Source organism: Parabacteroides gordonii MS-1 = DSM 23371 (assembly GCF_000969825.1).
In the GTDB taxonomy this organism is placed as follows: domain Bacteria; phylum Bacteroidota; class Bacteroidia; order Bacteroidales; family Tannerellaceae; genus Parabacteroides; species Parabacteroides gordonii.
On sequence record NZ_KQ033920.1, the window covers coordinates 573,499 to 600,455 of the forward strand.

The following is a 26,957-nucleotide window of genomic DNA, read 5'->3' on the forward strand; positions in this document are numbered from 1 at the left end:
GTTATCTGTTTATGATCTTTACATTAGTGAGCATCTCTAGTAGAGTGACAGCATTATGTAAAGCAGTTCGCCCTTCCTGGTAAAGAATGATTGCATTGGTACGTCTTCCTTTCTCGATAGAGAGTTCGCCGATACCAATTTTTCCATTAATGAAGTCTTGTTCGGATATTTTCATTTGGGCATTATATAATGCGGCAGCATCAGATTTAGCTTTCAGGGTAGCTAAAGATTGTAATACATTATTATAAGCTTCCAATATCTTTAGTTTTCGTTCTTCTATTGACATCTCATATTCGTAATCCAATTGGCGGAAATGTGCTTTCTTGGCTCTTATCTTTTGCTTGCGGCTGGCCAAATCACCGAAAGGTATTGATATGGATAGTCCTGCGCTATAAGTACTTTTATTACTTCCTAGACTTGTCGTAAGTAAAGGATCATCAACTGTTTCTGTTGATGATAATTGCACGATTCTTCCATATTGGTATTGTCCGTATATCCTGAAATAGTTTAACCATTCCCTCCTTGAAACTTTCATTTCAGCATTTGCCTCTTCTCTCTTTGCTTCATAAATTTTAATGGAAGGATGGTCATAAACTGATTGCAGGAAAACAGAAAGAGGAGGGAGCTGAACTCGTTCATAGTCATCCAACATAGCTTGTATAGAGTCTGAATTAGCCATGGCTGTTACTTCAACAGTTGTAGCTTTGTCAAAGTAGTTGCCTCCCTTTTTCTGACTAAAACAGCAGAGAGTATTTATTGATAGCAATATAATGAGAACTTTTTTCATCAGATTAGATCTCTATACATTCTCCTTTTGGATGAACGCTGTGAATGTTTTGATAATAATCATCATATCCATTCGGAAAGAAAATTCTTTCGCATACTTGATATCCAGTTGTTTTCGTTCTTCAGCAGACATTTTTCCTGCATCACCGCGTTTCTCAACCTGCCAAAGGCCTGTCAGACCCGCAGGTGCCATGAAACGTTGTACATACTCATCGCTGGTAAGCAACTCGGCCTCATAAAGAGGGAGGGGACGGTTACCTACGATAGACATATCTCCTTTCAGAATATTGAATAACTGGGGAAGTTCATCTATACTGTATTTTCTGATAAAGCGTCCCATGTGAGTGATACGTGGGTCGTTCTCTATTTTGAAAAAAGCGTTGGAACGCTCATTGCGTTTGGTTTTCAGATAATTATTTTCTGAAGTACTTAAGTCATCAGAAAATAAAAGAATATCCTGACTACTCTCTGTTGGATGATTCTCTAGGGATATCCCTAGAGCTGAAGAAGATGACGCAGACTCTTCTTCAGCTGTTTCTTTTGTATATTGGTTTAGTTTTTTGTATTCTGCAAGACGTTTATCTGCATCCGAATACATCGACCGGAATTTGTAAAAATCGAAGATCTTATAATTGCTACCTACCCGCTTAGACTTATAAACAACCTTTCCATCACTTTCAAATCTGATCAGGAGCGCTGTAGATATCAATATAGGAGACAGCATAAGTATGGCTGCTGAAGATGCCAGTATATCAAAAGTACGTTTCCACAGGGGTAATTTAAATTCTGCCAAGGAAGATACTTGATTACTTTTCTTGATTTTTGTTTTCTCCTTGAAATCAATAACGACAGAGAGTAATTTTTGTAAGTCCTCTTTTGAATATTCTTTGGAGATCATACAATCAATGCCAGCCTTTAAATAAGGTAGCTTTTCTTCTTTACTCAGAGTCTCGCTTATCAGTATGATATACAACTCAGGGTATAACTTATGAAGTTGGGTAATTGTCGGTATATCTGTCGTCATTTCCTGCTTTTCAAGAAATACACAGAAATCAATGTCTCCTAAAGAGGATAAGCTTGATTTTATTTGCTGAAAAGTAATGCATTCGGAAATTCTGCACTGCAGATTCTCCCGCAAATGAGCGGCCAAGGGAATATTATTTCCCCAAAAGATGTACTCCATACAAGTTTAAAATTAACCCTAGTGTTTATTCTTTATCTCAATAATCTTTTAACCCTTACCCTTAATTCTTCCGGGTTAAAAGGTTTCAGAATAAAGTCTTCTGCCCCTTCTTCAAATAGACGTATTCTGTTGGAACTACTTTCTACACTCGATAGAATTAGTACAGGAATATGACTAAAGAGAGCATTTGCTTTTAAATAACACAAAAACTCCTCTCCATTCATCTCCGGCATATTCAAGTCGGAAATAATCCCGTCCGGCATGTTGCCTTCATTAAGCCATGCAATAGCTTTAATCGGATTTTCCTCGTATCTGACATCATACAATGAAGACAGATAGAGCATTATAATCTTCGCTATTTCAGGCTTATCATCAACCAAAAGAATCGACTTCTTCATGCTTTTTTGTATATATTGCAATTTTTTGTTTTCTCCACCGCGCAAAATTAAAATAATAATTTGATAAAAGCATATAAAAATCAAAGGTTTTTCTGTGTAAATACTCTTTATTGCAAAGAACAATATATATGAAAATTATTCTTTAAGTTTGCAGAATGAATTTTATCGTGCTATTGAATTGATAAACGTAGAGATGAATATACCCTTTAAGATATTAAGTATAAATATAATACTTGTTTTTTTGCTTTCCGGATGTCAGCCTGAAATGCCGGTGACATCTTTGATAACTGTTGATGTAGAAAGTTTTTCTGTTCCTGTTAATAAGAATTTATATGGATTGACTATCGAGGAGATTAACCATGCAGTCGATGGAGGTATCTATGCTGAAATGATACAAAATCGTAGCTTTGAAGATGGTGTACCTCCTCTGAACTGTCCGTATGATGCCAGCCGGAATGTTTTGACTACGCCTAATGGTTGGTCTATTCCTTTTATGCGTTCAGATTCAGTGCCGGGGTGGAAGCGTATTTCTACCGGGACTTATATATATCCGGATACAAAGGAGCTTATCAATGACAAAAACCGTCGTTCCTTGCTGGTATCTGCGTCCGTTACTCCGGAGTCTGGTAGAGGAGGAGTTATTGCTACGGGGTATAATGGCCTTTCTATCCGTAAAGGAGAAAAATATGATTTGTCATTATATATGAAAGGGGCGACAATGACTCCAAAGACAATTAATGTTGCTTTGTCTGATTCAACAGCAGAAACAGCCTTGAGTGAGGTGTTTAAAATCTCTACCGTGTTTGGATGGAGAAAATACCAACATACTTTTACTGCCACGGAAAATACGGATAATGCGGTCTTGACTATCACTTCGGATAGTTCTGCCGTATTCTGGTTGGATGTTGTTTCTTTATTTCCCCAGAAAACATGGAATGACCGGCCTAATGGATTGCGCCCGGATCTAATGGAAAAGGTTGCCTCTCTGAATCCACAATTTATTCGTTTTCCGGGGGGGAGCTTCGTGGAAGGATATACTGCCGGGACATATCCTATCTGGCGTGAAACAGTCGGAGCGGTTTCTGAACGTAAGCATTTCTGGAATATATGGGCATATGGTTCGACCAATGGGATGGGATATCATGAATATCTGCAAATGTGTGAAGATCTGAAAGCTGAACCTTTGTATGTAATCAACAGCGGTGTGACGAGCCAGAGTCGTCGTCCGCGTTATGAAGATATTACAGCCATGAACAAACTGGTACAGGATGCTTTGGATGCTATCGCTTACGCTAATGCACCGGTCGATTCTGCTTTCGGAGCTATGCGTGCCAAACAGGGACATCCGGAACCTTTCAACCTGAAATATGTGGAGATCGGCAGTGAGAATTACGGACAGGAATACTCTAAACGTTTCGAGCTATTCAAAAAAGCTATTAATGAAACTTATCCGGAGATCACAGTGATAAAAAGCTCCTTGATCGCCGGGCAGAACAGGACGGAGTGGACGGACTATCATTTTTATTCCGGAGAAGATTTTCTTATTGCCAACCATAACCGTTATGAAACCGGGCAATACTTAAGACGTTTCCCTGCTGTTTTTATTGGTGAGTTCAGTATGGGAGATGCTTCCTTGCAGGGCACTTTGCGTGCTGCAATAGGAGAGGCCTGCTTCCTGGTGGGGATAGAGAATAGCCCGGAAGTGGTGAAACGTCTGGCATATGCGCCGGTATTAGGAAATGTGGATTACGAATTTCAACGGTATCCGGCTCTTTCTTTTAATAGCCATCAAGTGGTGGGGTCACCTTCGTTTTATATGATGCAGATGTTTGCGAATAACCGTGGAGACGAATTACTTAAGACTGAGGTCGATACGTATAGCCGTCCGCAGGTGACGTTTGGGCGTGCTTCGATAGAACTGTTCGATAATAGCTATGACTTTGAGAATGTACGGATCGATGATAAACCTGTAACTGAAGGTACGGTGAAGAGTGGAGGTTGGCAAGTGGATAACGGGAAACTTATCCCGGTTCCGAACCGTTGGAACTATCTGTTAATGGGAGATTCTACGGCTCACGATTATACATTATCCATGCGGGTCAGACGAACAAAAGGCAGTGGACAGATTCAGCTTCGCGTCCGCGATAATGGTAAGGCCGGAGAGGCGAACGATCATATAGCTTTATCGATAGCCCCGGGTTCTTGCGAGCTGTATCGCCAGGCAGGTGCTGTGAGGGATACTTTGAGCGCTCCCCGCATTCATTCTTTTGAAAGTAATCGCTGGTATGACATCAAGATCGTTTGCAAAGATGAAAACATTAGCTGTTATGTAGACGATACACAGATATATAAGGTCGAATTGCCTCCGTTGCCTTCACTGGTTTCAGTTGCAACTATGGATAAAGAAGCGAATGTTATATTGCTGAAAGTGGTAAATACGACTCAGCATGAAGAGAAAACGGAGTTGAATATAAAAGGGGTGAGTATAAAGAATGATGCAGAGGTTATCCAGTTGACCGGGGAGCCTTTGGGACGGAATACATTTACGGAGCCGGAAAAGATTGTTCCTGTACAGAAAAGTATTTCTTTTTCTTTAGGAGGCCCGATGGTTTATTCATTCCCGCCGAACTCAATCACTATAATGAAACTACATATCGATTAAAAACATCTTCCGAGACTTCGGAAAGCAGGGAAAACGTTTAAAGTTGGCTCTCGAAGTCTCGGAAGCTAACTTTAAATGGTGAAAGTTCGTTTCCGAATTTCCGGAAAGCCGTTTAAACGTTTAAAGTTTATTTCCGCAAACCCGGAAGTCGGTTTACACCATTAAAAAATGCCTTCCGGAAATCCGGAAAGCATTTTTAAACGTTTGATTGGAGTTTCCGGATTTCCGGAAAGATTTTTTTAATGAACTAACATTTCCGGAGTAATGCGAGTGAATTTCTCAGCACCCTCTTTGCGTAGTTTTACACTACCGTCGTTCCAGTTGGAAGGCCATCCGCCGATGATATGTCCGAGGAATACCACTTTGATCTCGTGCAGGCCGGCAGCCAGAGCAACAGATGTGTCGTGACGTGAGAAACGTTTCACTTCACCGCCATTGTTGATAAGCAGTTTACCGTCGATCCAAACTTCTTCGTTGTCAGAAGAGATATAGTAAACGCCATCTTCTGGGATATTTACGTAACCGGTCGCAACGGCAGCATACTGTTTAACACCTCTCATGGATTCGGGAGCAGGTACCTGGTTGGTCAGCTGGCGCAGATCTTTTATTGCCAACTTCTTCCATTCTTTCACGTCAGCCAATTTGGATGATTCAAGGAAGATGCCGTCGGTTACCTGCATTTCCAGACCCGGAGTTGTCTTGGCTACTTCTTTAGCCGGAGCCAATGCCTGTTTTTCTACAGTGATCGTACGAGTCTTGCTCATTTTACCGGAAGGTAGTACGGAACGGATCTTCAATACGCCAGATTCAGTGAACTCGATAGGAGCGGAATAAACAGTCGATTCGGCAGTAGGTTCTGTTCCGTCGATTGTATATACAACCTTAACCGGGCGAGTTGTCTTGAAGGCAAGAGAAGCCTTGTCGGTAAATGCAACGAGGTTGGTTGAGCCGTTCGGCTGTTCTGGCTGCGGGATGTAGTAGTTGATATTGTGTGCATCCAAACGAACCAGCGCATTATCCAGTCTGCGTTCGAAATCCTTGTAGTCTTTGCGTGTCAGCGGGCTCCAGCCTATTTCAGCTACGGCCAGGGCACGAGGATACATACGGTATTCCATCAAGTCGGTGTTGTACATGTACTCAGACCAGTTGTTGCACTGAACACCCAGAATATGCTGGGCTTTGCCTGTTGCAACCAATGTGTCGGGGATCGGATTATAGCTGTACACTTTTTCGATCGTAGCATATCCGCCGATAGTTACCGGTTCAATCTTAGAGTCTCCCTGGTATTGGTCAAGATACATACCACCGCTTCCCGGAGTCATAATCACATCGTGATCCATGTTAGCTGCGGCGATACCACCGGCTTCACCACGCCATGACATAACAGTTGCAGACGGTGCCAGACCTCCTTCAAGTATCTCGTCCCAACCGATGATCTTCTTTCCATATTTACCGGAAAGATATTTTTCCATGCGCTGTACGAAGTAGCTTTGCAGGCGTTCTTCCGCACTGTGCTGTTTGTCACCCTTCAAGCCTTCTTCTTTGATGCGTTTCTGGCAAAGCGGGCATTGTTTCCAACTGATCTTCGGACATTCGTCACCTCCGATGTGGAAGTATTCGCTGGGGAACAACGGAGCGATTTCGTCGATCACATCTTCCAGGAACTTGAATGTTTCCTCTTTACCGGCACACATGACGATGTCTTCAACGCCCCAGATGATACGCGGAGTACTTTGTTCGCCTTTACAAGACAATTCAGGATAACCGGCGATAGCGGCCATTTCGTGTCCCGGGAGTTCCAGTTCGGGAATAACCGTTACGAAGCGGTCGGCTGCATATTTTACAACTTCCTTGATTTCTTCCTGAGTATAGAAGCCACCGTATTCGGTACCTTCGCCTTCGATGCGTTTAGCACCTACTTCAGTCAGCTTCGGATATTTCTTGATTTCGATACGCCAGCCCTGGTCGTCTGTTAAGTGCCAGTGCATACGGTTGATCTTGAACAGCGACAGTACGTCGATTTGTTTCTTTACGTTTTCTACCGGGATGAAATGACGGCACGGATCAAGCATGAATCCGCGGTAGCCGAAACGCGGTTCGTCTTTTACAGAAACACACGGAGCAGTCCATGCGATTCCACTGACAACCACCGGGCTTTCGACTTCAGCAGGCAATAACTGCATGAATGTTTGCATACCATAGAATAAACCTTGTGGAGTTTTAGCCTTTACAGTTGCTCCGTTGGCCGTTACGTCGAGTGTATACCCTTCGTTGTTTACGTCCAGCGATTCGTCGATAATCAATGAAATACCGTTAGATACTTCTTTATCGCCGACCGTTACCTGATAACCTGTTGCCAGGTTCAGTTTGGAAGCGAAAAATTCAGCTACTGTCTTAGCCTCCGGAGTGGAAGCCTGGAAAGCCATGTTTTTGCCAACTTTAAAGACTCCTTCGTTCTGAGTCAGACTAACAGGTACAGGAATTACATTGATACCTTGGTTGTAAGGCATCTGTTTTGTAGGCCCTTCGCTGCATGACGCAAGGATACATAGTGCTGCGCCTGCACACATTGAAACGAGCTTCTTCATGTTTTAAAGAATAAGTTTATAGATAATTGTGAATTTTGTTTTTCGTAGGGGCGGCCCTAGCGGTCGTCCCGGTATTTATGCCGGTTAAACAGATATTTTTGCCGCTTATACGGTTATTTATATACTATATATAATAATGTATAGGGCGGCAGTCGATAGCCGCCCTTATACCATGTGTTTTTACCATGCGAAGATAGGATATTCTTTCATGATGCTGTTTACCTTTTCGCGAACAGCAGTGATCGTTTTATCGCATTCAGGTGCAGAAAGAACTGTGTCGATCAATTCCACGATCTCAGCCATCAGCGGCTCTTTGGCACCACGGGTAGTGATAGCCGGAGTACCTACGCGGATACCTGAAGTCTGGAAAGCTGAACGGCTGTCGAACGGAACCATGTTCTTGTTGACGGTGATATCAGCGGCAACCAAAGCTTTTTCAGCCACTTTACCGGTCAGTTCGGGGAATTTCTTACGCAGGTCGATCAACATACTGTGGTTGTCGGTACCGTCGGAAATGATCTTGTAACCCTTATCGATAAATGCTTTTGCCATAGCAGCGGCATTTGCCTGTACCTGTGCCTGGTATGTTTTGTATTCTGGTTCCAAAGCTTCGCCGAAAGCAACGGCTTTAGCAGCGATTACATGTTCCAGCGGGCCTCCCTGGATACCCGGGAATACGGCTGAATCGAGCAACTGTGACATCTTTTTGATCTCGCCTTTCGGAGTCTTCTTTCCCCACGGGTTTTCGAAATCTTTGCCTAACAGGATGATACCACCGCGCGGGCCACGCAACGTCTTGTGTGTAGTAGAAGTTACGATATGGGCATATTCCAACGGGTTGTTCAACAAACCGGCAGCGATCAGACCGGCCGGGTGAGCCATATCGATCATCAGCAAAGCACCTACTTTGTCGGCGATTTCGCGCATACGTTTGTAATCCCATTCACGAGAATAAGCAGATCCACCACCGACGATCAATTTCGGTTTTTCACGCAAGGCAACTTCTTCCATCTGGTCGTAGTCTACGCGTCCGGTTTCTTCTTTTACGTTATACTCTGTTGCTCTATATAGGATACCTGAACTATTTACTGGAGAACCATGAGAAAGGTGGCCGCCATGTGCCAGATTCAAACCGAGGAATGTGTCCCCAGGGTTAAGGACTGCCAGGAATACGGCTGCATTAGCCTGTGCTCCCGAGTGAGGCTGGACATTTGCCCATTCTGCATTGAAGATTTGTTTCAACCGTTCGATAGCGATAGTTTCGCTCTGGTCGACAACCTCGCAACCACCATAATACCGCTTGCCGGGATAACCTTCGGCGTATTTGTTGGTCAGGCAGCTTCCCATGGCTTGCATCACCTGGTCGCTCACAAAGTTTTCAGAAGCAATCAGCTCGATGCCTTTCAACTGGCGCTGATGTTCTTTCTCAATGATGTCGAAAATGATCTTGTCTTGTTTCATTACATGTAAAATTGGTTATTGCAATGAGTTCCCTGCTTATTAATGTGAGGGAATCGTCGCAAATTTACGATAAAATTCTGTATATATAGCCTAATTGTTATCAAAATATAAATAGAGAACCGGGAGAAAAGGAACGTTTTTGTATGTATCTTTGCCGTTCTCCGGATTTAGGGGTAATTTCCGGTTAAATCAATGAAATTAAGTTATGAAAGAGAATAAATACGATGATGAGAAATTCTTCAGCCAATATAGCCGGATGTCGCGTTCGGTGGACGGGCTGAAAGGAGCAGGTGAATGGCATGTGTTGAAGACCATGCTGCCTGATTTTAAAGGAAAGAGAGTGCTCGACCTCGGCTGCGGATTCGGCTGGCATTGCGTGTATGCGGTAGAGCAGGGGGCTGCATCGGCATTGGGGATCGATCTTTCGGAAAAGATGTTGGAAGAGGCACGCAAAAAAAATTCTTCTCCAAAGATAGCATACAGATGTATAGCCATAGAAGATTTTGAGTACGAGCCGGATACTTTCGATGTCGTGATCAGCTCGCTGACATTCCACTACCTGGAATCTTTCGAGACCGTTTGCCGGAACGTTCACCGCTGCCTGAGCAAAGGCGGCTCTTTTGTCTTTTCCGTTGAGCACCCGGTCTTTACGGCCTACGGCACGCAGGATTGGTATTACGAGGCTGACGGACAGGCTATCCACTGGCCGGTAGACCGTTATTTCACCGAAGGCAAGCGCAACGCCATTTTCCTGGGTGAAGAAGTAGTGAAGTATCACAAGACACTGACTACCTATGTGAACGGCTTAATCCGGGCAGGCTTCGAGATCACCGGGCTGATAGAGCCGGAACCCGACCCTGCTTTGCTCGACACCATCCCCGGTATGCGGGATGAATTGCGCAGGCCGATGATGCTGCTTGTTTCTGCTGTGAAGAAATAATATAAATGGTGATACCGATCAAGCTTCGGATAGTAGTTTTAATATTGTGCCATGCCTGTTGCACAAATGTGCACTAGTAGCCGCACTTTTGTGCAACAGGCATGGCACAAAAATGGGACTACCGGTACACACTTGAAAATGACTATCGGTTTACGTATTCGGATGGATGTTGTCCCAGTCTTCACCGCCGTTCGCCCCGACGATCCAGTTGAAAGCATAATGGCGTTCGCCCACGACCCCGCTTTCGAGTCCGCCCGGTACTTCTTTTTTATGGATACGCGCATCCACGCAAGCCCAGTCGTAACGGAACGTCAGGTCTGCCACATCCAGTATTTCTTTTGCCGGACGCGAATAGCCTTTGCCTAAGAGGTCTTTCAGCCCTTTATGCTGCCAGAAGATGGCGGCGAGGATGGGGACGTCGATAATCTCGGAAGGATAGGATAGGTCGTCGACTACTCCGGCGGCCCATAGTAATACGCCGCAACATTCGTAACGCCATACGAACTGGATGCAGGTTTGTTTTTCCGGTTCCGGATCGTTGATGTAGGCAGCCTCTTTTTCCGTGAGGTGTGCTTTTACGCCGTACAGGTCGTCCATCTTATTAAAGTAGAAGAGGGCTTTCTCGCGGTCGGAATCTTCCGAGAGTATGACTTCCGAATAGACGGCGACGGCGAACAGGGCGGCGGCACGCTCGACCATCTCCTCACGGTTTTTCAGGTGGACTTCGCTTTCCAAGGCTTCGCAACGCAAGTGTTCTAGGTAAGGGATATTTTTTGCTTCGAGCTGCACGATGGAGCGCAGGCGGCGTTCCACGTCGGCGGATGCTTCTGTATGGCGGTTCCTGTCCAGATAATCATTATTGGCAATGGGGATGAATTCCGTCAGCTCACTCTCGCCCGTGATGGAGAACAGGAGCTTGCCCTCTCTGGTGTATATCTGCATGCTGGGGTAGAGCAGGAAGCCGTTTACATCGTTTGCGATGGCGAAAAGGCGGTTGATGATGTAGTTGGTACGGTCTTCGTTTTCGTCTATTTCGAAGGTGATGCCGGTCACGCAGTTGAAGAGGCGGATTTGTTTCAGGACGCTCTCTTTCAGTTCCGCCAGCGGTGTTTCTGCGGAAGAGAAGTAGTTGGCCATACCGGCTGTGTGAGAGGCGATAAAGTCAGGCTTGTTCTGCTGGTGGCTGATGTTGAAGGTGATGGACGAGTCGTCTGCGAGCCAGAGGGCGATGTTCCCGTTTTCGGATGTGATCTCTTGGGTCATTTCCTTGAAACGATCCCGGACAGCTGCTTCGATGCGGCTCGGATTACCGATGACCGTATATAGCGTGATGTTTGCTTTTTCCATATTATTGTTTTTTATATCCTGTTTTCACGGGATGATTATTGAATCGGACAAAAATAAGAAAATAAAGGTAGTTTGTCGGTTCATACGGATGAAAAGTTTATCTTTGGCTCCCGGTTGATGATAAACAGTCTCTCTATATGAAAACTTTCCCCGGGGGAATAGCATTTAAGTACACCTGGCGCAATTATCAGCAGCGCGTGTTATCTGAACTCGACAGTTATCTGGATGACGGGGCTCTCCATGTAGTGGCTCCTCCCGGTTCGGGAAAGACCGTACTCGGCCTGCAGGTAATGCTGAAACTGAATAAACCCGCCCTGATCATTGCCCCGACGATAGCCGTGCGGAACCAGTGGGTGGATCGCTTCTGTGAACTGTTCCTGCAAACGGATCAGGTGCCCGAATGGATCTCGTACGATATACACCGTCCGGCTTTTGTCACGGTGAGCACTTACCAGGGGCTGCATGCCGCTTGCAATGACCTGAAAGGGAAACATTCGGGAGATGCGAACCTGGCGGAGATCGTCCGGCTGCTCAAGGAGCAGAACGTGCAGACTTTCATTGCAGACGAAGCGCATCACCTCAAAAACGAGTGGTGGAACACGCTTACGAAGTTGAAGGCAGCTTTGTCACCGACCCTTGTCGGCCTGACAGCTACACCGCCCTACGATGTGACGGGGGCCGAGTGGGAGCGTTATATCGACCTGAACGGCCCGATCGATGCGGAGATTACCGTCCCGGAGTTGGTGCGCGAAGGGGATTTGTGCCCGCATCAGGATTATATTTATTACTCGCAGCTTTCGCCGGAAGAATATCAGGTGATTTGCGAGTACCGCGAGAACATAGATCGTCTTTTTACGGATATACAGAAGGATGAAGAGTTGATCGCCGCCCTGGAGTCGTTGCCGGCCTGGACTGATCCTGAAGGGAATATCGAATGGATTTACAGTAATATGGCATCGTATTCTTCCTTATTGATCTTTTTCCATTCATTGGGGCACAACATCCCTGCGTGCCATTATAAAGTGCTGAATGAGAAGAAGCCGGATTTCCCTCCGTTCGATTATGAATGGGCGGAAACCTTACTCGATTTTTATCTGAACAAAGGGCATGATCTATTCCCCGCCTTTGCCGGACATCAGGAGCAGTTAAAGAATAAGCTGGTCTATCACGGTGCGACGGATAAGAGCCAGATTTCTTTCCGTTACAACGCTAAGATAACAAAGACATTATCGACCTGCCTGGAAAAGCTGAACAGTATACGTGATATTGTCCGTTTCGAATATGAGCAGTTGGGTAGCGACCTTCGCCTGGTAGTCCTGACCGATTATATCCGCAAGGAATTTCTTGCCAATACTCCCGTGAACGATATGAAGTTGAGCAAATTCGGTGTGATGCCTGTTTTCGAAAAGCTCCGCCGCGAGAATAAGCTGGATATGCGTATCGGGGTGCTGACCGGGGCGATCGTGATAATCCCGGCTGTTGCGTTGCCTGAATTGGAGCAATTGGCCAGCAAACGCGGAATAGAGAATATCTCCTGCTCCCCGTTGCCTTACGATAACGCTTATCTCCAGATTTCGCTGACGGAAGGGATTAAGAACGAGGTCGTGAAGATTGTCACCGACCTGTTCCAGCAAGGCGGCATCGAAGTATTGGTCGGCACAAAATCGCTCCTGGGCGAGGGTTGGGATGCTCCGGCATTGAATTCGCTTATATTGGCCAGCTTTGTCGGCTCCTTTGTCCTGTCCAACCAGATGCGCGGCCGGGCTATCCGTGTCCAGAAAGGGAATGAGCAGAAGACGGGTAACATCTGGCACCTCGTATCCATCGACACGACAACGTTGGACGGGGGCAATGACGTCGATATGTTGAAAAGGCGCTTCCGCAGCTTCTCCGGTATTTCTTGTCGGGAAGGCGGTGGGATAGAGAACGGACTGGATCGTATTCATATCCCCTGCGACATCACGAACCGGGAAACAATCGACCGGCTCAATGCGGAAACGCTTCAACGGGCTGCCTGCCGCAACGAGCTGAAACACCGCTGGCAGTCCGCTTTGGAGCAGGGAACGAGATTGGTGGAAGAGATACGTCTGCCGCCGGAGACTGTTTATCAGCGTACTGCCAGGCAGAAGGAGGTTTGCCTGCATCGTACGATCGGTTGCCTGTTTGCCGATTTGTTTTTCGGCGTATTGTCATTTGCGGGTGATACGATTGTCGACTTTTTCCGCTCGGCGCGTGGGCTGAGCTCTTCCAGGGATATCAAGCTCTGGCTATTATTGGTCGGGATCAGCGGCCTGTTATATTTCGGCCGGCAGACCTTGCATGCCTTCAGCATGTATATCCGTTACCGGGACATCTCCAAAGACATCCGGCGGATAGGGGAGGCGTTGCTTCGATCCCTGCATAAAGCCGGCATGATCCGGACGCCGATGCAGGAGCTTTCGGTTAAGGCTTCCACCGGGACAACGGGCGTTCATTGCTACCTGGAAGGTGGTTCGCGCTATGAGCAGTCGTTGTTTACGGATTCGTTGCATGAGATTGTCTCGCCTGTCGATAATCCCCGCTACCTGATACTGCGGAAAAGCCGGTTTTTGTTTTTCTATCCGCAAATAGATTATCATGCCGTCCCTGAAATCTTAGGCCGGAAGAAGGAACTGGCCGTCTCCTTCTTCCAGTTATGGCGGAAGTACGTCGGCAATTGCGAACTGGTCTATACCCGGATAGCCGGAGGACGGCGGACTCTTTTACAAGCCCGTGTCCGTTCGCTTGCCGCACGTTTGTCAGAAGAGGTGGAGCACCTGAATAAATGGAGGTGAAAGCTGCAAATAGAATTAATTACCTTCCAGTAGGTACAGGTAATCGGCATATCCTTCCTCTTTCATCTTTTCCTGGGGGATGAATTTCAGGGATGCACTGTTGATACAATAGCGTAATCCGCCTTTAGCTATCGGGCCGTCTTCGAAGACATGTCCCAGATGGGCGTCTCCTGTTTTACTGCGTACCTCTGTCCGTTTCATTCCGTGAGAGTGGTCTGTTTTCTCCATGATCAGCTTTTTGTCGATCGGTTTGGAGAAACTGGGCCAGCCGCAGCCGGAGTCGAATTTGTCTGTGGATATGAATAACGGTTCTCCGGTTGTGATATCCACGTAAATACCTTTCCGGTTTTCGTTCCAGTATTCATTTTTGAAGGCTCTTTCTGTTGCATTCTGTTGTGTGACTGCATATTGTTCGGCCGTGAGTGTAGAGCGTAGTACCGCATCGCCCGGCTTTTGGAATTTCTTTTCCCCTGAATTTGTATCGACGGTCTTTCCTCTCATATTGGCCTTTCGGGCAAAGTCGAACAGATCCGGGCTTATGTGGCAATAGCCATCGGGGTGCTTGTCCAAATAATCCTGATGGTAGTCTTCTGCCTGATAGAAGTTTATCAATGGTTTGACTTCGACTACTACCGGTTTGGAATAATTTTTGGCTAAGGCATTTACCGTTTCTTCAATAACAGGAAGATCGGCTTTATCCGTATAGTAGATGCCTGTACGGTATTGTGATCCCCGGTCGTTTCCTTGCCGGTTCAGGCTTGTCGGATCTATGGTTTTGAAGAAAAGTTCTATCAGTAGTTTCAAGTCGGCTTCTTGCGGGTTGTAACTGACTTTTACTGTTTCTGCAAATCCGGTATTATCATTGCATACTTGTTCGTAGGAAGGATTTTTAATGCTTTCTTTCCCATTTGCATAACCTGCCTGAGTACTGGTTACACCGTTGATTTGCTTCATGAAATGCTCTGTACCCCAGAAACATCCCCCGGCAAAATAGATATCGCTTTGAGACTTCATTTCCTTTTCTTTTGATAGTTGATAATCCTTTGTCGCTTGTGCCATTGCTATTGCACTCGCTAATAGCAAAACGGCCGCAAATATAAAACTCTTCATATATGATTATTGTTCCTTTAGCAGTTTAGTTTATTTGTTTCTTAAGAATCTGATTAATACTAATCCTATTAAAAACAATATCGCAACGAAGATAGTTTGTTTATATACAAAGAATATTCAGATCTTATAGGATCTTAACTTTACAGCCTTTTTCCGGGGAACCAAAAAGCGCCACCGCTTTAATACCGAGAATAAAACAGTAATTCGGGTATAAATATCTGTAATGTATATACAAAACAATAGGTTGAATAGGGATATATTTGTAGCATAAATAAAAATGTATAAATCATGGGCGAAAAAAGAGAAAGGACGCCACTCACACGGCGTGGATTTATTAAAACTTCGGTAGCTGCCGGAGGAGTTTTACTAGCATCAAACCTGATACCGTTAGCCGCTTGTTCAGCAAATAGCAGGCGTGAAGAAGAACCGGAAGAAAACGGTGGCTTGACCAATACTCCGTCAGGCGAAGCTGCTACTGTCTACATGTTAACGGAAATATCTCCGGATAGTCTGCTGCGGATTTATGATGCACTTGGACGTTCAGCATCCGGAAAAGTAGCTGTAAAGTTAAGTACAGGAGAGCCGGGAGGCAATAATTACCTGAAGCCTGCACTGATCGGCGATCTGGTACGGAAAGTAAACGGTACTATTATAGAATGTAATACAGCTTATGCCGGTGGACGTTCCGACACGGAAGCTCATAGAAAGGCCGTGGCAGATCATGGTTTTACGGCTATTGCCGATGTCGACATAATGGATTCGGCTGGGGAGATCAGTTTACCGGTGAAAGGAGGAAAACATCTTACCGAAGATATCGTAGGCGCTAACTATGCCAATTACGATTTTACGGTCGTTCTTTCCCATTTCAAAGGACATGCGATGGGGGGCTTCGGCGGAGCGATAAAGAATATTTCTATCGGTATTGCTTCTGCTTCAGGAAAAGCATGGATTCACTCTGCCGGTAAAACCAGAAATGCGGGAGAGATGTGGGGAAACCTTCCGGAACAGGATATTTTCCTTGAATCAATGGCTGAAGCAGCTAAAGCCGTAGTTGATCATTGCGGTGATAATATTCTTTATATCAGTGTGATGAATAACCTGTCGGTTGACTGTGATTGCGATTCGCATCCGGCTGACCCTCAGATGGCTGATATCGGTATTCTGGCTTCTCTCGATCCGGTTGCTTTGGATAAAGCTTGTGTGGATATGGTCTATAACTCACCCGATGAGGGGCGTAGCCATTTGATTGAACGCATGGAATCGCGTCACGGCATTCATACGCTCGAACATGCTGAAGCGATCGGTATAGGCAGCCAGAAATATAATCTGGTCAGGCTGGATGCCTAAATTATGGATTGCGCCTTAGGTCAAAAAGGCGCAATTTATGTTTTAATAGGCAATACCGCTTGAAATAATTCGGTTCAGGAGTATTTTGTTTGAAAAAAACATTATATTTGTATTATTACAAACTAAATAGATATGAGTGATGATGACCTATTCGAACTATCTTTACATTGCTATCCGGGCAGCAATTGATGCCGGAAAAGCTATCATGGATATTTATACAGATCCTGAATCTGATTTTGAAATTGAACGCAAAGCTGATAATTCTCCGCTGACGAAGGCCGATAAAGCTGCTCACATGTTGATTGTGAATGTTCTTTCTGTAACCCCTTTTCCGATATTGAGCGAGGAAGGAAAGGATATTCCATATGCAGAACGTTCAGCCTGGGAAACATTCTGGTTGGTTGATCCGCTGGATGGAACCAAGGAGTTTATTAAAAGGAACGGCGAGTTTACTGTAAATATCGCTTTGGTTCAAAAAGGAGTGCCTATCCTGGGCGTAATCTATGTCCCGGTACGGAAAGAGTTGTATTTTTCAGCCGATTCGTTAGGTGCTTACAAGTTGGCAAATATCGACTGCTCACATCAACCGTCAATGGATGAAATTATGCAGAAGGCAACGCGCCTGCCGGTGTCTATGGGACATCAGGGAATAGTGGTTGTCGCTTCCCGTTCTCATCAAAGTCCGGAAACAACCGATTTTATAGAGAACCTGCGTAAGCAAGGACAGCCGGTTACGTTGATCAGTAGTGGAAGCAGCCTGAAAATATGTCTGGTGGCAGAGGGCAGTGCGGATATTTATCCACGTTTTGCTCCGACAATGGAATGGGATACGGCAGCCGGACATGCAATAGCAAGAGGGGCGGGATGTGATGTTTTTCATATCGATGGTCGAACGCCGTTGAAATACAATAAGGAAGATTTGCATAATCCCTGGTTTATTGTAAAACCCCTTTCTTCCATATCCTGATTATTTTGGTCAATAAGATTAAAATAGCACTTTGGCGTACGAATAACGTTAATTTTCTTATTACATTTGCACCTTATCTGAAAAACTAGACAGATTAGGAACGCATGAATTTTGAAATATTATTTGTATTACTAGCCCTGGCCGGAATGGTTGCGGCGTTAATATGGGATAGGATGCGACCGGGAATGATACTACTTTCTGTAGTAGTATTATTCCTTGTGGCAGGTATATTGAGTCCCAAAGAAATGTTGGAAGGGTTTAGTAATAAAGGGATGATAACCGTTGCCATGCTCTTTCTTGTGAGCGAAGGTATCCGTCAGAGCGGTGCTTTGGGGCAAGTGATCAAGAAACTTCTTCCGGAAGGTAAAACGACTGTACTGAAAGCACAGGTGCGTATGTTGCCTCCAATTGCTTTCATCTCTGCTTTTCTGAATAATACACCGGTCGTTGTAATCTTTGCCCCGATTATTAAGCGTTGGGCAGAATCGGTGAAACTTCCCGCTACCAAATTTCTCATCCCGCTATCTTATGTAACTATTTTAGGAGGTATCTGTACACTGATCGGAACATCTACTAATCTGGTTGTGCATGGAATGGTGTTAGATGCCGGCTATGAAGGATTTACAATGTTTGAACTCGGAAAGGTCGGTATTTTTATTGCTATTGCAGGTATTCTTTACCTGTTTGCTTTCTCTAATAAGTTATTGCCAGACTCTCGCCAGGATAATTATGTTGATGAAGGAGAGGAGGAGGGACCGGGTAATCTACATCGTGTGGAAGCCGTTTTGGGTTCACGTTTTCCCGGCATCAATAAGACATTGGGTGAGTTTAACTTTACCCGTCATTATGGTGCTATAGTAAAAGAAGTAAAGAGCGGCGGCGAACGATTCACCCATGATCTGGATAAAGTAACCTTGCATGAAGGGGATACGCTGGTACTTTGGGCGGACGATTCATTCATTCCGACTTGGGGAGAATCAAGCGTCTTCCTTATGTTGGCAAATGGTAGCGAAAATACCGAACCTGTATCGAAAGGCAAACGTTGGTTGGCGCTGGGGCTTCTGATCTTTATGATCGTTGGTGCAACGGTTGGAGAGTTACCGGCAGTAAAAGAAGCTATACCCAATATGCGGTTGGATATGTTTTTCTTTGTCTGCATCACAACGATTATTATGGCCTGGACAAAGATATTTCCACCCAAAAAATATACCAAATACATTTCATGGGATATTCTGATTACGATTGCCTGTGCTTTTGCTATCAGCAAAGCGATGGAAAACTCCGGTTTTGCAGCATTGGTAGCCAGCTATATCATTAATATGGCCGATAACTTCGGGCCTTATGCCTTGCTCGCGATCATATTTATTATTACAAATATATTTACAGAGTTGATAACGAATAATGCGGCGGCGGCATTAAGCTTCCCGATCGCATTATCGGTAGCCACACAGCTAGGGGTCAATCCGACGCCATTTTTTGTGGTGATTTGTATGGCTGCTTCGGCCAGTTTCAGTTCGCCGATCGGTTATCAGACGAACCTGATTGTACAAGGTATCGGCAGTTATAAGTTTACCGACTTCGTAAGGATCGGTTTACCACTGAACCTGATCACTTTTTTGATTTCTATATTTGTAATACCAATGATCTGGAAGTTTTAATTTAAGGGTAACTAATAATGAGTAATACACAAACGAATAACATATATCCGATCTTCGATAGAATGATGGGAAGAGAGGATAAAGAAACTCTTCTGAAACAACGTAGTGTAATGGTCTGGTTTACGGGACTGAGCGGCTCTGGTAAAAGTACCATTGCAATAGCACTCGAAAGGGAGTTGCATCAGCGGGGATTATTGTGCCGTATCCTGGATGGCGATAATATCCGTAGCGGCATCAATAACAACCTGGGATTTTCGGCAGAAGACCGTGTGGAGAATATCCGTCGTATAGCCGAGGTTAGCAAACTATTTATCGATACCGGTGTTATAACTATAGCGGCTTTTATCAGTCCGAATAACGAACTAAGGGAGATGGCTTCGTCTATCATCGGAAAAGAGAATTTCCTTGAGATTTATGTAAACACACCGATTGAAGAATGCGAACGACGCGATGTGAAAGGATTGTATGCAAAGGCCCGCAAGGGAGAGATAAAAGATTTCACAGGTGTTTCGGCTCCGTTCGAAGCTCCGGAGCATCCGGCGTTATCGTTGGATACATCCGTTCTCAGTCTGGAAGAATCGGTCAATAAATTATTAGAATTGATATTACCCAAAGTGGGGGCGTAACATTTTACGCCCTTCTTAATGAATAGGAACAAACAAATATATTGAAATATGTCAGATTACAAATTAAGCCATCTACAGGAACTGGAAGCAGAATCCATCCATATCATACGGGAGGTTGCTGCTGAATTTGAAAATCCTGTAATGCTTTATTCTATCGGTAAAGACTCGTCGGTGATGGTTCGGTTGGCAGAGAAGGCCTTTGCTCCGGGCAAAGTTCCGTTTCCTTTGATGCACATCGATTCAAAATGGAAGTTTAAGGAAATGGTGCAGTTCCGTGATGAGTATGCAAAGAAGTTCGGATGGAACCTGATCGTCGAATCAAATATGGAGGCCTTTCACGCTGGTGTCGGGCCTTTTACACATGGTAGCAAGGTACATACCGACCTGATGAAAACGCAGGCTTTGCTGCATGCCCTCGATAAGTATAAGTTTGATGCCGCTTTCGGTGGTGCCCGTCGTGACGAGGAAAAGAGCCGTGCCAAAGAACGTATCTACTCGTTCCGCGATAAGTTCCACCAGTGGGATCCGAAGAACCAGCGTCCGGAATTATGGGACATCTATAATGCCCGTGTACATAAAGGCGAAAGTATCCGTGTGTTCCCGTTGTCAAACTGGACAGAGCTGGATATCTGGCAGTATATCCGTCTCGAAAATATTCCTATCGTTCCGCTGTATTATGCCAAGGAACGCCCTATCGTAGAACTCGATGGCAACCTGATCATGGCTGACGACGACCGTTTGCCGGAGCAGTATCGCGATCAGATCAAGATGCGGATGGTACGTTTCCGTACCCTCGGTTGCTGGCCTTTGACCGGAGCCGTAGATAGCGAAGCCGATACAATCGAGAAGATCGTGGAAGAGATGATGACAACCACCAAGAGCGAACGCACCACCCGTGTAATCGACTTCGACCAGGATGCCAGCATGGAACAGAAAAAGAGAGAAGGTTATTTCTAATTAAAAGAATATGTCAACATTAAATATAAAAGAATTCCTGGATAAGGACGAACAGAAAGACCTGCTCCGTTTCCTTACGGCAGGTTCGGTGGATGACGGTAAATCGACATTGATCGGACGTCTTTTGTTTGATAGTAAAAAGTTATATGAAGATCAGCTGGATGCTCTGGAGCGCGACAGTAAGCGTATGGGAAATGCCGGCGATCATATTGACTATGCATTGTTATTGGATGGCCTGAAAGCAGAACGCGAACAGGGTATCACGATCGATGTGGCTTACCGCTACTTCAGTACGAACAACCGTAAATTCATCATTGCCGATACTCCGGGACACGAGCAGTATACGCGAAATATGATTACCGGCGGGTCGACAGCCAACCTCGCTATTATCCTGGTGGATGCCCGCACAGGTGTGATCACACAGACCCGTCGCCATACTTATCTGGTATCTTTGCTGGGTATCAAGCATGTAGTACTGGCAGTAAACAAGATGGATCTTGCCGATTTCGACAAAAAGGTATTCGACCGGATCGTTGCCGATTACAAAGAGTTTGTTGCTCCGCTGAATATCTCTGATATCACTTACATCCCGCTTTCGGCGTTGGATGGAGACAATGTGGTGGAAAAGAGCGACCGTACTCCCTGGTATGACGGCCCTTCTTTGCTGGACTTCCTGGAAACGGTGCCTATCGACCAGGATCGTAACTTCGAAGACTTCCGCTATCCGGTTCAATACGTATTGCGTCCGAACCTGGACTTCCGTGGTTTCTGCGGTAAAGTATCGAGCGGTATTATCCGCAAGGGGGATACGGTGATGGCATTGCCTTCACGTAAAACGTCGAAGGTGAAAAGTATCGTAACATACGATGGCGAACTGGATTATGCATTCCCACCTCAATGTGTTACTATTACATTGGAAGACGAGATCGACGTTTCCCGTGGCGAAATGCTGGTACATCCGGATAACCTGCCGATAGAAGACCGTAACTTCGAATCGATGCTGGTATGGATGGATGAAGAACCGATGGATCTGTCGAAACAGTTCTATATCAAACACACAACGAATCTGACGCGTGCCCGTGTTGACAGTATCCGTTACAAGGTGAATGTTAATACAATGGAGCAGCTGTCTGTTGAGAATGGACAGTTAACCGCAGACACTTTGCCGATGAAGCTGAACGAGATTGCCCGTGTAGTCTTTACAACAGGTAAGGAGCTGATATTTGATCCGTATCAGAAAAATAAGCAGACAGGTGCCTTTATTCTGATCGACCCGATTACCAATAACACATCGGCAGTCGGAATGATCATCGACCGTGTGGATGCGAAAGATATGGTAACGGAAGATGCCCTCGCGGTACTGAACCTACCCGAACTTGGAATAGGCGAAGAGCATTACGAAGCAATTCGCACGATATGTAAGGATTTGGAACGCCAGGGTGTTCCGGTAAAATGTATAACTGAAAAACAATAGTTTATGGGGTTGATGGAATTCGATAAGCTACCAATTAATACATTGGTAGGAGCAGACTGGAAAACATTTAAGGCTGTGACAGCTAACAAAACGATCGACAAAGGTTTCCGAAACAAATATTTTCTGACCAAGTCGGTATGCCGTCTGCTTAGTTTATTGCAACCTTTTGAAGATGCCCGTTACCGTAAAATAGCGGATAAGCCGTTGGAAATGGATCCGGTATTCATACTGGGCCATTGGCGTAGCGGGACAACATTCGTACACAATGTATTTTCGTGCGACAAGCATTTCGGATACAACACCACGTATCAGACGGTGTTTCCGAACCTGATGCTTTGGGGACAACCTTTCTTTAAGAAGAATATGTCGCTTCTGATGCCCGACAAACGTCCGACCGACAATCTGGAACTGAAGGTCGATCTTCCGCAGGAAGAGGAGTTTGCATTGGCAAACATGATGCCCTATTCCTACTATAACTTCTGGTTCTTCCCGAAACATATGCTGGAATATTGCGACCGGTATCTGTTGTTCGATAACACGACCGAGCATGAACTGGAAGTATTCAAGGAAACTTTCCTGAAGCTTATCAAGATTTCGCTTTGGAATACACACGGCACACAGTTCCTGAGTAAGAACCCGCCGCATACCGGCCGCGTGAAAACATTGCTGGAAATGTTTCCGAATGCCAAGTTTATTTATTTGAAGCGTAATCCTTATACCGTATTTGAAAGTACCCGCAGTTTCTTTACAAATACGATACAGCCGCTTCGTTTGCAAGACATCACTAATGAACAGATTGAAAGCAATCTTATTGAAGTATATCGCCGCTTATTCTACAAGTTTGAAGAACAGAAAGGGCTGATCCCCGAAGGAAACCTGGTGGAAGTGAAGTTTGAAGATTTCGAACAGGATGCTTATGCAATGACTGAAGACATCTATCGCAAATTAAACCTGCCGGGATTTGAATCGTCTAAAGCCGAGATTGAGAAATATCTGGGAAAGAAAAAGGGATATAAGAAGAACCAGTACAAATACGACGACCGTACCATACAGATCGTTGAAGAGAACTGGGGCATGGCTCTTAAGGAGTGGGGTTATTCTTTATAATATTCTTTCAACTTTTAAGCAAAGCTTATGAATTATATAAAGAATATATTATTATTTTTGTTTACGGGCAGCCAGCTGTCTACTGTGACCGGACAGGAAAAGGTCGTACCTTTAGCTTTCGGTGATATGGATCAGTGGGTTGTACGCGAGATTCAGGAATCGGGAATCATAGGTGGAAATAAGAAACACCTGTATGAGTTGGGACCGACCGATACGATTGTCGGCAATGTGGCTTACCACAACCGGGGCGGCTCTCCGTGGGCCAACTCGAATGTGATGGCTAAAGTGGCCGGAGTGGTAAAGACCAACACCTCTGTTTTCCCGGAAAAGAGGGGAGACGGTTGGTGTGCACGTCTGGAGACACGTATGGAAAGTGTGAAAGTGTTCGGTTTGGTGGATATTGAGGTAGTAGCTGCCGGTTCGGTCTTTTTAGGAAAGGTACATGAGCCGATCAAGGGAACGAAGAACCCGCAAAGTATGTTGGGGAGCGGTGTTCCTTTTACCAAGAAGCCGGAAGCGATCCGTTTCGATTATAAGATCAAGGCAGCTCCGGAGAAAGACCGTGTACGCAGCACAGGTTTCAGCCGTAAGTCGAAAGTAGCCGGGCAGGATTCGATCGCAGCCATTCTGTTTTTACAGAAACGCTGGGAAGATAAAGAAGGAAACGTATATGCCAAACGGGTAGGAACAATGGTGCAACGTTATATATCGTCGACAGACGGTTGGGTAAACGATGCTACATATCCGATCCTTTACGGAAATATTACTTCCCATCCCGATTACAAACCTTATATGTGCATACAGGTTGAAGAACGTTATACACTGAACAGTCAGGGAAAAAGTGTTCCCATTCAGGAGATCGGCTGGGCAGAAGAAGGAGAGGAACCGACACACCTCGTGTTGCAATTCACTTCCAGTCACGGAGGGGCCTATATCGGTTCGCCGGGTAATACGTTCTGGATTGATAATGTAAAATTGGTATATTAAAATATGGGAGTAGAGGCAAATATTAAAGCACTTCGTGATGAACTGGAACAGCATAATTATAATTATTATGTGCTTTCCACACCGACTATATCAGACCGGGAGTTTGATGAGAAGATGAAAGAATTGCAGGCATTGGAAGAAGCCAATCCTGAATTTGCCGATCCGCATTCGCCGACGCAACGGGTAGGAAGCGACCTTTCGAAGGAATTTGAACAGGTAGTGCATCAATACCCGATGCTCTCTTTGGGGAATACTTATTCCGAAGATGAGATACGCGATTTCTACGAGCGGACCGAGCGTGCTTTGAACGAGCCTTTCGAAATAGTTGCCGAACTGAAATACGACGGGACTTCTATCTCGTTGATCTATGAAAACGGACGTCTGGTACGTGCCGTTACTCGCGGCGACGGAACCCGTGGCGATGATGTGACGGCCAACGTGAAAACGATCCGTTCCGTTCCCTTGAAGTTGCGTGGCGATAATTATCCGGCTAACTTTGAGATACGAGGAGAGATCCTGCTTCCCTGGGCGGAGTTCGACCGGCTGAACAAGGAGCGCGAAGAGCAGGAAGAACCTCTTTTCGCCAATCCCCGCAATGCCGCATCGGGAACGTTGAAACAACAGAATCCCGCCATTGTAGCTTCCCGTAAGTTGGATGCTTACTTCTATTATCTTTTAGGAGAGGTGCTTCCGGCAGACGGACATTACGAAAACTTACAGATAGCCCGTACCTGGGGCTTTAAGATACCAGATGTTATCCGTAAATGCGGCAGTCTGCAGGATATATTCGATTATATCGCTTACTGGGATGCCGAACGGAAAAACCTTCCCGTTGCTACGGATGGCATTGTGCTGAAAGTAAACTCACTTCGTCAGCAGAAGAATCTCGGATTTACAGCGAAGAGTCCGCGCTGGGCAATCGCTTATAAATTTCAGGCCGAACGGGCGGTTACTCGTCTCAACTCCGTCTCTTTCCAGGTAGGACGTACAGGGGCGGTTACTCCGGTAGCCAATCTGGAGCCGGTATTACTGGCCGGAACGACCGTTAAACGTGCCTCTTTGCATAATGCCGATATTATCGAAGGGCTGGATTTGCATCTGGGCGATAATGTCTATGTGGAAAAAGGAGGGGAGATCATTCCTAAGATTGTCGGGGTGGATATCGACTCACGTTCTATGTTGCTGGGAGCAAAAGTGACCTTTATTAAAAGTTGTCCCGAATGTGGTACGCCGTTATATCGCCCGGAAGGAGAAGCGGCACATTACTGTCCGAACGAATCCGGTTGCCCGCCGCAGATAAAAGGCCGTATCGAACACTTCGTTACCCGTCGTGCCATGAATATAAACATCGGCCCGGAAACGGTAGAGGATCTGTTCAATGCCGGTCTTGTAAAGAATGTGGCCGACCTGTATACATTGGAAATACCTGATTTGTTGCGTTTGGAACGTTGGGCGGAGAAAAGTGCACGTAACCTGATGACGAGTCTGGAAGAATCGAAACAGGTTCCTTTCGAACGGGTATTGTTCGGGTTGGGGATCCGTTATGTTGGCGAAACCGTAGCCAAACGTCTGGCATCCGCTTTCCATTCTATGAAACAACTGGAAGAAGCTTCACTCGAGACGCTTACGGAAGTGGACGAAATAGGCGAACGCATTGCCCGTAGCGTTGTCGATTATTTTGCCGACGAAGAAAACCGTACACTGGTTGCCCGTCTGGAAGAGTATGGTCTGCAAATGACGGTAGCCGAAGAGGTTTTGGCCAACCGTTCCGACAAACTGAAAGGATTATCTATCGTGATCAGTGGTACATTTACCCTGCATTCGCGCGACGAATATAAAGCCATGATCGAACAACATGGCGGCAAGAACAGCGGTTCCGTTTCCGGAAAGACAGATTATATTCTGGCTGGAGAGAACATGGGCCCGGCCAAGCTGGAAAAAGCAGCCAAGCTGGGAGTAAAGATTATCAACGAGAATGAATTCTTAAACATGTTGGCTGAATGAGACTGACAAACCATTTTATCCGAAAGAAAGTAAAGGATCTGGCCGGTGCCAAAAAGCGTCAGAGTAATTTCTGCACCCTGAAAGACGCCCGCCATATCCTGGTCTTGTTTAATGCCGAAGACCGTGACATTGTTGAGCCCTGTCTGGAAACGTTGCGTATGATGCATAAACATATTAATGTCTGTGCATATGTGGCAAGTGATGTGGTTCCCGAAGTGAACCCGGCATACATGGTTATACACGGAAAGACCGACCTGGATCTGTGGTGTATTCCCAAAGATGAAATACAAAAGAAGTTCTATGGTTGCGATGCGGACATACTGATCGACCTAACCCGCAGAAATGATTATGTGATGCAATATTTGCTGTTACGGCATCCCGCCACATTTAAAGTCGGAGCCCGAAGCAGTGAACTGGATTTATACGATCTTACTATTTCTGTGACAGAAGAGGCTGATATTAAGCACATATTCGGACATATCTTATTTTATTTGCAGACAATCCGTTCTAAATGATATAATTTCGTTATTTTTGCAGTGCTA

At 45.4% G+C, this 26,957-nt stretch carries 20 protein-coding genes; 13 read left to right on the top strand and 7 right to left on the bottom strand.

Going from position 1 to position 26,957, the window contains the following annotated elements:
• Position 1: 1 nt before the first annotated feature.
• From HMPREF1536_RS19375 to HMPREF1536_RS19385, 3 genes are read right to left on the bottom strand one after another with little or no spacing between them, the layout of a single operon-like run.
• On the bottom strand, positions 2-787 hold the full coding sequence (locus HMPREF1536_RS19375; protein WP_028729498.1) for a TolC family protein: 786 nt from the start codon (positions 785-787) through the stop codon (positions 2-4).
• A gap of 12 nt (positions 788-799) precedes the next feature.
• On the bottom strand, positions 800-1,969 hold the full coding sequence (locus HMPREF1536_RS19380; RefSeq protein WP_028729497.1) for a sugar transferase: 1,170 nt from the start codon (positions 1,967-1,969) through the stop codon (positions 800-802).
• A gap of 32 nt (positions 1,970-2,001) precedes the next feature.
• Complete coding sequence (locus tag HMPREF1536_RS19385; RefSeq protein ID WP_028729496.1) at positions 2,002-2,367, bottom strand: response regulator; 366 nt, start codon at positions 2,365-2,367, stop codon at positions 2,002-2,004.
• A 193-nt stretch (positions 2,368-2,560) separates the two neighbouring features.
• On the opposite strand from HMPREF1536_RS19385, the gene HMPREF1536_RS19390 reads away from it, so the two are divergent.
• Complete coding sequence (locus tag HMPREF1536_RS19390) at positions 2,561-5,029, top strand: alpha-L-arabinofuranosidase C-terminal domain-containing protein (protein WP_044193244.1); 2,469 nt, start codon at positions 2,561-2,563, stop codon at positions 5,027-5,029.
• 239 nt (positions 5,030-5,268) lie between these two features.
• Here the strand turns inward: HMPREF1536_RS19390 and HMPREF1536_RS19395 are convergent, their stop codons facing one another.
• The gene (locus HMPREF1536_RS19395; protein WP_028729494.1) at positions 5,269-7,617 is read right to left on the bottom strand and encodes a family 20 glycosylhydrolase; all 2,349 of its coding nucleotides are present in this window, start codon (positions 7,615-7,617) and stop codon (positions 5,269-5,271) included.
• A gap of 180 nt (positions 7,618-7,797) precedes the next feature.
• Positions 7,798-9,078 (bottom strand): serine hydroxymethyltransferase, encoded by a 1,281-nt coding sequence (gene glyA, locus HMPREF1536_RS19400; protein WP_028729493.1) that lies wholly within the window; start codon positions 9,076-9,078, stop codon positions 7,798-7,800.
• 205 nt (positions 9,079-9,283) lie between these two features.
• Between glyA and HMPREF1536_RS19405 the strand changes: the two genes are divergently transcribed.
• Positions 9,284-10,018: a class I SAM-dependent methyltransferase gene (locus tag HMPREF1536_RS19405; RefSeq protein ID WP_028729492.1), complete on the top strand. Its 735-nt coding sequence runs from the start codon at positions 9,284-9,286 to the stop codon at positions 10,016-10,018.
• Between the two features lie 150 nt (positions 10,019-10,168).
• Here the strand turns inward: HMPREF1536_RS19405 and HMPREF1536_RS19410 are convergent, their stop codons facing one another.
• Positions 10,169-11,365, bottom strand: a complete 1,197-nt coding sequence (locus tag HMPREF1536_RS19410; protein ID WP_028729491.1) for a DUF4272 domain-containing protein — start codon at positions 11,363-11,365, stop codon at positions 10,169-10,171.
• Between the two features lie 137 nt (positions 11,366-11,502).
• Here HMPREF1536_RS19410 and HMPREF1536_RS19415 point away from each other — a divergent pair, with 137 nt between their 5' ends.
• A complete protein-coding gene (locus tag HMPREF1536_RS19415) occupies positions 11,503-14,178 on the top strand; it encodes a DEAD/DEAH box helicase family protein (protein ID WP_028729490.1) in 2,676 nt (891 codons plus the stop codon).
• A gap of 15 nt (positions 14,179-14,193) precedes the next feature.
• On the opposite strand, the gene msrB is transcribed toward HMPREF1536_RS19415, so the two are convergent.
• On the bottom strand, positions 14,194-15,288 hold the full coding sequence (msrB, locus tag HMPREF1536_RS19420; RefSeq protein WP_028729489.1) for a peptide-methionine (R)-S-oxide reductase MsrB: 1,095 nt from the start codon (positions 15,286-15,288) through the stop codon (positions 14,194-14,196).
• 288 nt (positions 15,289-15,576) lie between these two features.
• Between msrB and HMPREF1536_RS19425 the strand changes: the two genes are divergently transcribed.
• The 10 genes from HMPREF1536_RS19425 (at position 15,577) to HMPREF1536_RS19470 (ending at position 26,930) form a co-directional block, all read left to right on the top strand.
• Positions 15,577-16,635, top strand: coding sequence for a DUF362 domain-containing protein (locus HMPREF1536_RS19425; RefSeq protein ID WP_028729488.1), 1,059 nt, complete (start codon positions 15,577-15,579; stop codon positions 16,633-16,635).
• Positions 16,636-16,774: 139 nt separating this feature from the next.
• A complete protein-coding gene (cysQ, locus tag HMPREF1536_RS19430) occupies positions 16,775-17,602 on the top strand; it encodes a 3'(2'),5'-bisphosphate nucleotidase CysQ (protein WP_028729487.1) in 828 nt (275 codons plus the stop codon).
• Positions 17,603-17,706: 104 nt separating this feature from the next.
• A complete protein-coding gene (locus HMPREF1536_RS19435) occupies positions 17,707-19,260 on the top strand; it encodes an SLC13 family permease (RefSeq protein ID WP_028729486.1) in 1,554 nt (517 codons plus the stop codon).
• Positions 19,261-19,277: 17 nt separating this feature from the next.
• Positions 19,278-19,886: an adenylyl-sulfate kinase gene (cysC, locus tag HMPREF1536_RS19440; RefSeq protein ID WP_028729485.1), complete on the top strand. Its 609-nt coding sequence runs from the start codon at positions 19,278-19,280 to the stop codon at positions 19,884-19,886.
• 48 nt (positions 19,887-19,934) lie between these two features.
• Positions 19,935-20,843, top strand: coding sequence for a sulfate adenylyltransferase subunit CysD (gene cysD / locus HMPREF1536_RS19445; protein ID WP_028729484.1), 909 nt, complete (start codon positions 19,935-19,937; stop codon positions 20,841-20,843).
• 10 nt (positions 20,844-20,853) lie between these two features.
• Positions 20,854-22,317 carry a sulfate adenylyltransferase subunit CysN gene (gene cysN, locus HMPREF1536_RS19450; protein WP_028729483.1) on the top strand — a complete coding sequence of 488 codons (1,464 nt, stop codon included), beginning with the start codon at positions 20,854-20,856 and terminating at the stop codon, positions 22,315-22,317.
• Between the two features lie 3 nt (positions 22,318-22,320).
• Positions 22,321-23,424, top strand: coding sequence for a cholesterol-responsive sulfotransferase (locus HMPREF1536_RS19455; protein ID WP_028729482.1), 1,104 nt, complete (start codon positions 22,321-22,323; stop codon positions 23,422-23,424).
• Positions 23,425-23,451: 27 nt separating this feature from the next.
• Positions 23,452-24,411 carry a PCMD domain-containing protein gene (locus HMPREF1536_RS19460; RefSeq protein WP_028729481.1) on the top strand — a complete coding sequence of 320 codons (960 nt, stop codon included), beginning with the start codon at positions 23,452-23,454 and terminating at the stop codon, positions 24,409-24,411.
• Between the two features lie 3 nt (positions 24,412-24,414).
• Positions 24,415-26,415: an NAD-dependent DNA ligase LigA gene (ligA, locus tag HMPREF1536_RS19465; protein ID WP_028729480.1), complete on the top strand. Its 2,001-nt coding sequence runs from the start codon at positions 24,415-24,417 to the stop codon at positions 26,413-26,415.
• Positions 26,412-26,930, top strand: coding sequence for a DUF6913 domain-containing protein (locus tag HMPREF1536_RS19470; RefSeq protein WP_028729479.1), 519 nt, complete (start codon positions 26,412-26,414; stop codon positions 26,928-26,930). The genes ligA and HMPREF1536_RS19470 overlap by 4 nt, the downstream gene beginning before the upstream one ends.
• The last annotated feature ends 27 nt before the right edge of the window (positions 26,931-26,957 follow it).

What these genes read in the sequence shown, in the direction of transcription:
- HMPREF1536_RS19375 (WP_028729498.1), bottom strand. Translation starts at nt 787, where the DNA reads ATGAAAAAAGTTCTCATTATATTGCTATCAATAAATACTCTCTGCTGT.
- HMPREF1536_RS19380 (WP_028729497.1), bottom strand. Translation starts at nt 1,969, where the DNA reads ATGGAGTACATCTTTTGGGGAAATAATATTCCCTTGGCCGCTCATTTG.
- HMPREF1536_RS19385 (WP_028729496.1), bottom strand. Translation starts at nt 2,367, where the DNA reads ATGAAGAAGTCGATTCTTTTGGTTGATGATAAGCCTGAAATAGCGAAG.
- HMPREF1536_RS19390 (WP_044193244.1), top strand. Translation starts at nt 2,561, where the DNA reads ATGAATATACCCTTTAAGATATTAAGTATAAATATAATACTTGTTTTT.
- HMPREF1536_RS19395 (WP_028729494.1), bottom strand. Translation starts at nt 7,617, where the DNA reads ATGAAGAAGCTCGTTTCAATGTGTGCAGGCGCAGCACTATGTATCCTT.
- glyA (WP_028729493.1), bottom strand. Translation starts at nt 9,078, where the DNA reads ATGAAACAAGACAAGATCATTTTCGACATCATTGAGAAAGAACATCAG.
- HMPREF1536_RS19405 (WP_028729492.1), top strand. Translation starts at nt 9,284, where the DNA reads ATGAAAGAGAATAAATACGATGATGAGAAATTCTTCAGCCAATATAGC.
- HMPREF1536_RS19410 (WP_028729491.1), bottom strand. Translation starts at nt 11,365, where the DNA reads ATGGAAAAAGCAAACATCACGCTATATACGGTCATCGGTAATCCGAGC.
- HMPREF1536_RS19415 (WP_028729490.1), top strand. Translation starts at nt 11,503, where the DNA reads ATGAAAACTTTCCCCGGGGGAATAGCATTTAAGTACACCTGGCGCAAT.
- msrB (WP_028729489.1), bottom strand. Translation starts at nt 15,288, where the DNA reads ATGAAGAGTTTTATATTTGCGGCCGTTTTGCTATTAGCGAGTGCAATA.
- HMPREF1536_RS19425 (WP_028729488.1), top strand. Translation starts at nt 15,577, where the DNA reads ATGGGCGAAAAAAGAGAAAGGACGCCACTCACACGGCGTGGATTTATT.
- cysQ (WP_028729487.1), top strand. Translation starts at nt 16,775, where the DNA reads ATGATGACCTATTCGAACTATCTTTACATTGCTATCCGGGCAGCAATT.
- HMPREF1536_RS19435 (WP_028729486.1), top strand. Translation starts at nt 17,707, where the DNA reads ATGAATTTTGAAATATTATTTGTATTACTAGCCCTGGCCGGAATGGTT.
- cysC (WP_028729485.1), top strand. Translation starts at nt 19,278, where the DNA reads ATGAGTAATACACAAACGAATAACATATATCCGATCTTCGATAGAATG.
- cysD (WP_028729484.1), top strand. Translation starts at nt 19,935, where the DNA reads ATGTCAGATTACAAATTAAGCCATCTACAGGAACTGGAAGCAGAATCC.
- cysN (WP_028729483.1), top strand. Translation starts at nt 20,854, where the DNA reads ATGTCAACATTAAATATAAAAGAATTCCTGGATAAGGACGAACAGAAA.
- HMPREF1536_RS19455 (WP_028729482.1), top strand. Translation starts at nt 22,321, where the DNA reads ATGGGGTTGATGGAATTCGATAAGCTACCAATTAATACATTGGTAGGA.
- HMPREF1536_RS19460 (WP_028729481.1), top strand. Translation starts at nt 23,452, where the DNA reads ATGAATTATATAAAGAATATATTATTATTTTTGTTTACGGGCAGCCAG.
- ligA (WP_028729480.1), top strand. Translation starts at nt 24,415, where the DNA reads ATGGGAGTAGAGGCAAATATTAAAGCACTTCGTGATGAACTGGAACAG.
- HMPREF1536_RS19470 (WP_028729479.1), top strand. Translation starts at nt 26,412, where the DNA reads ATGAGACTGACAAACCATTTTATCCGAAAGAAAGTAAAGGATCTGGCC.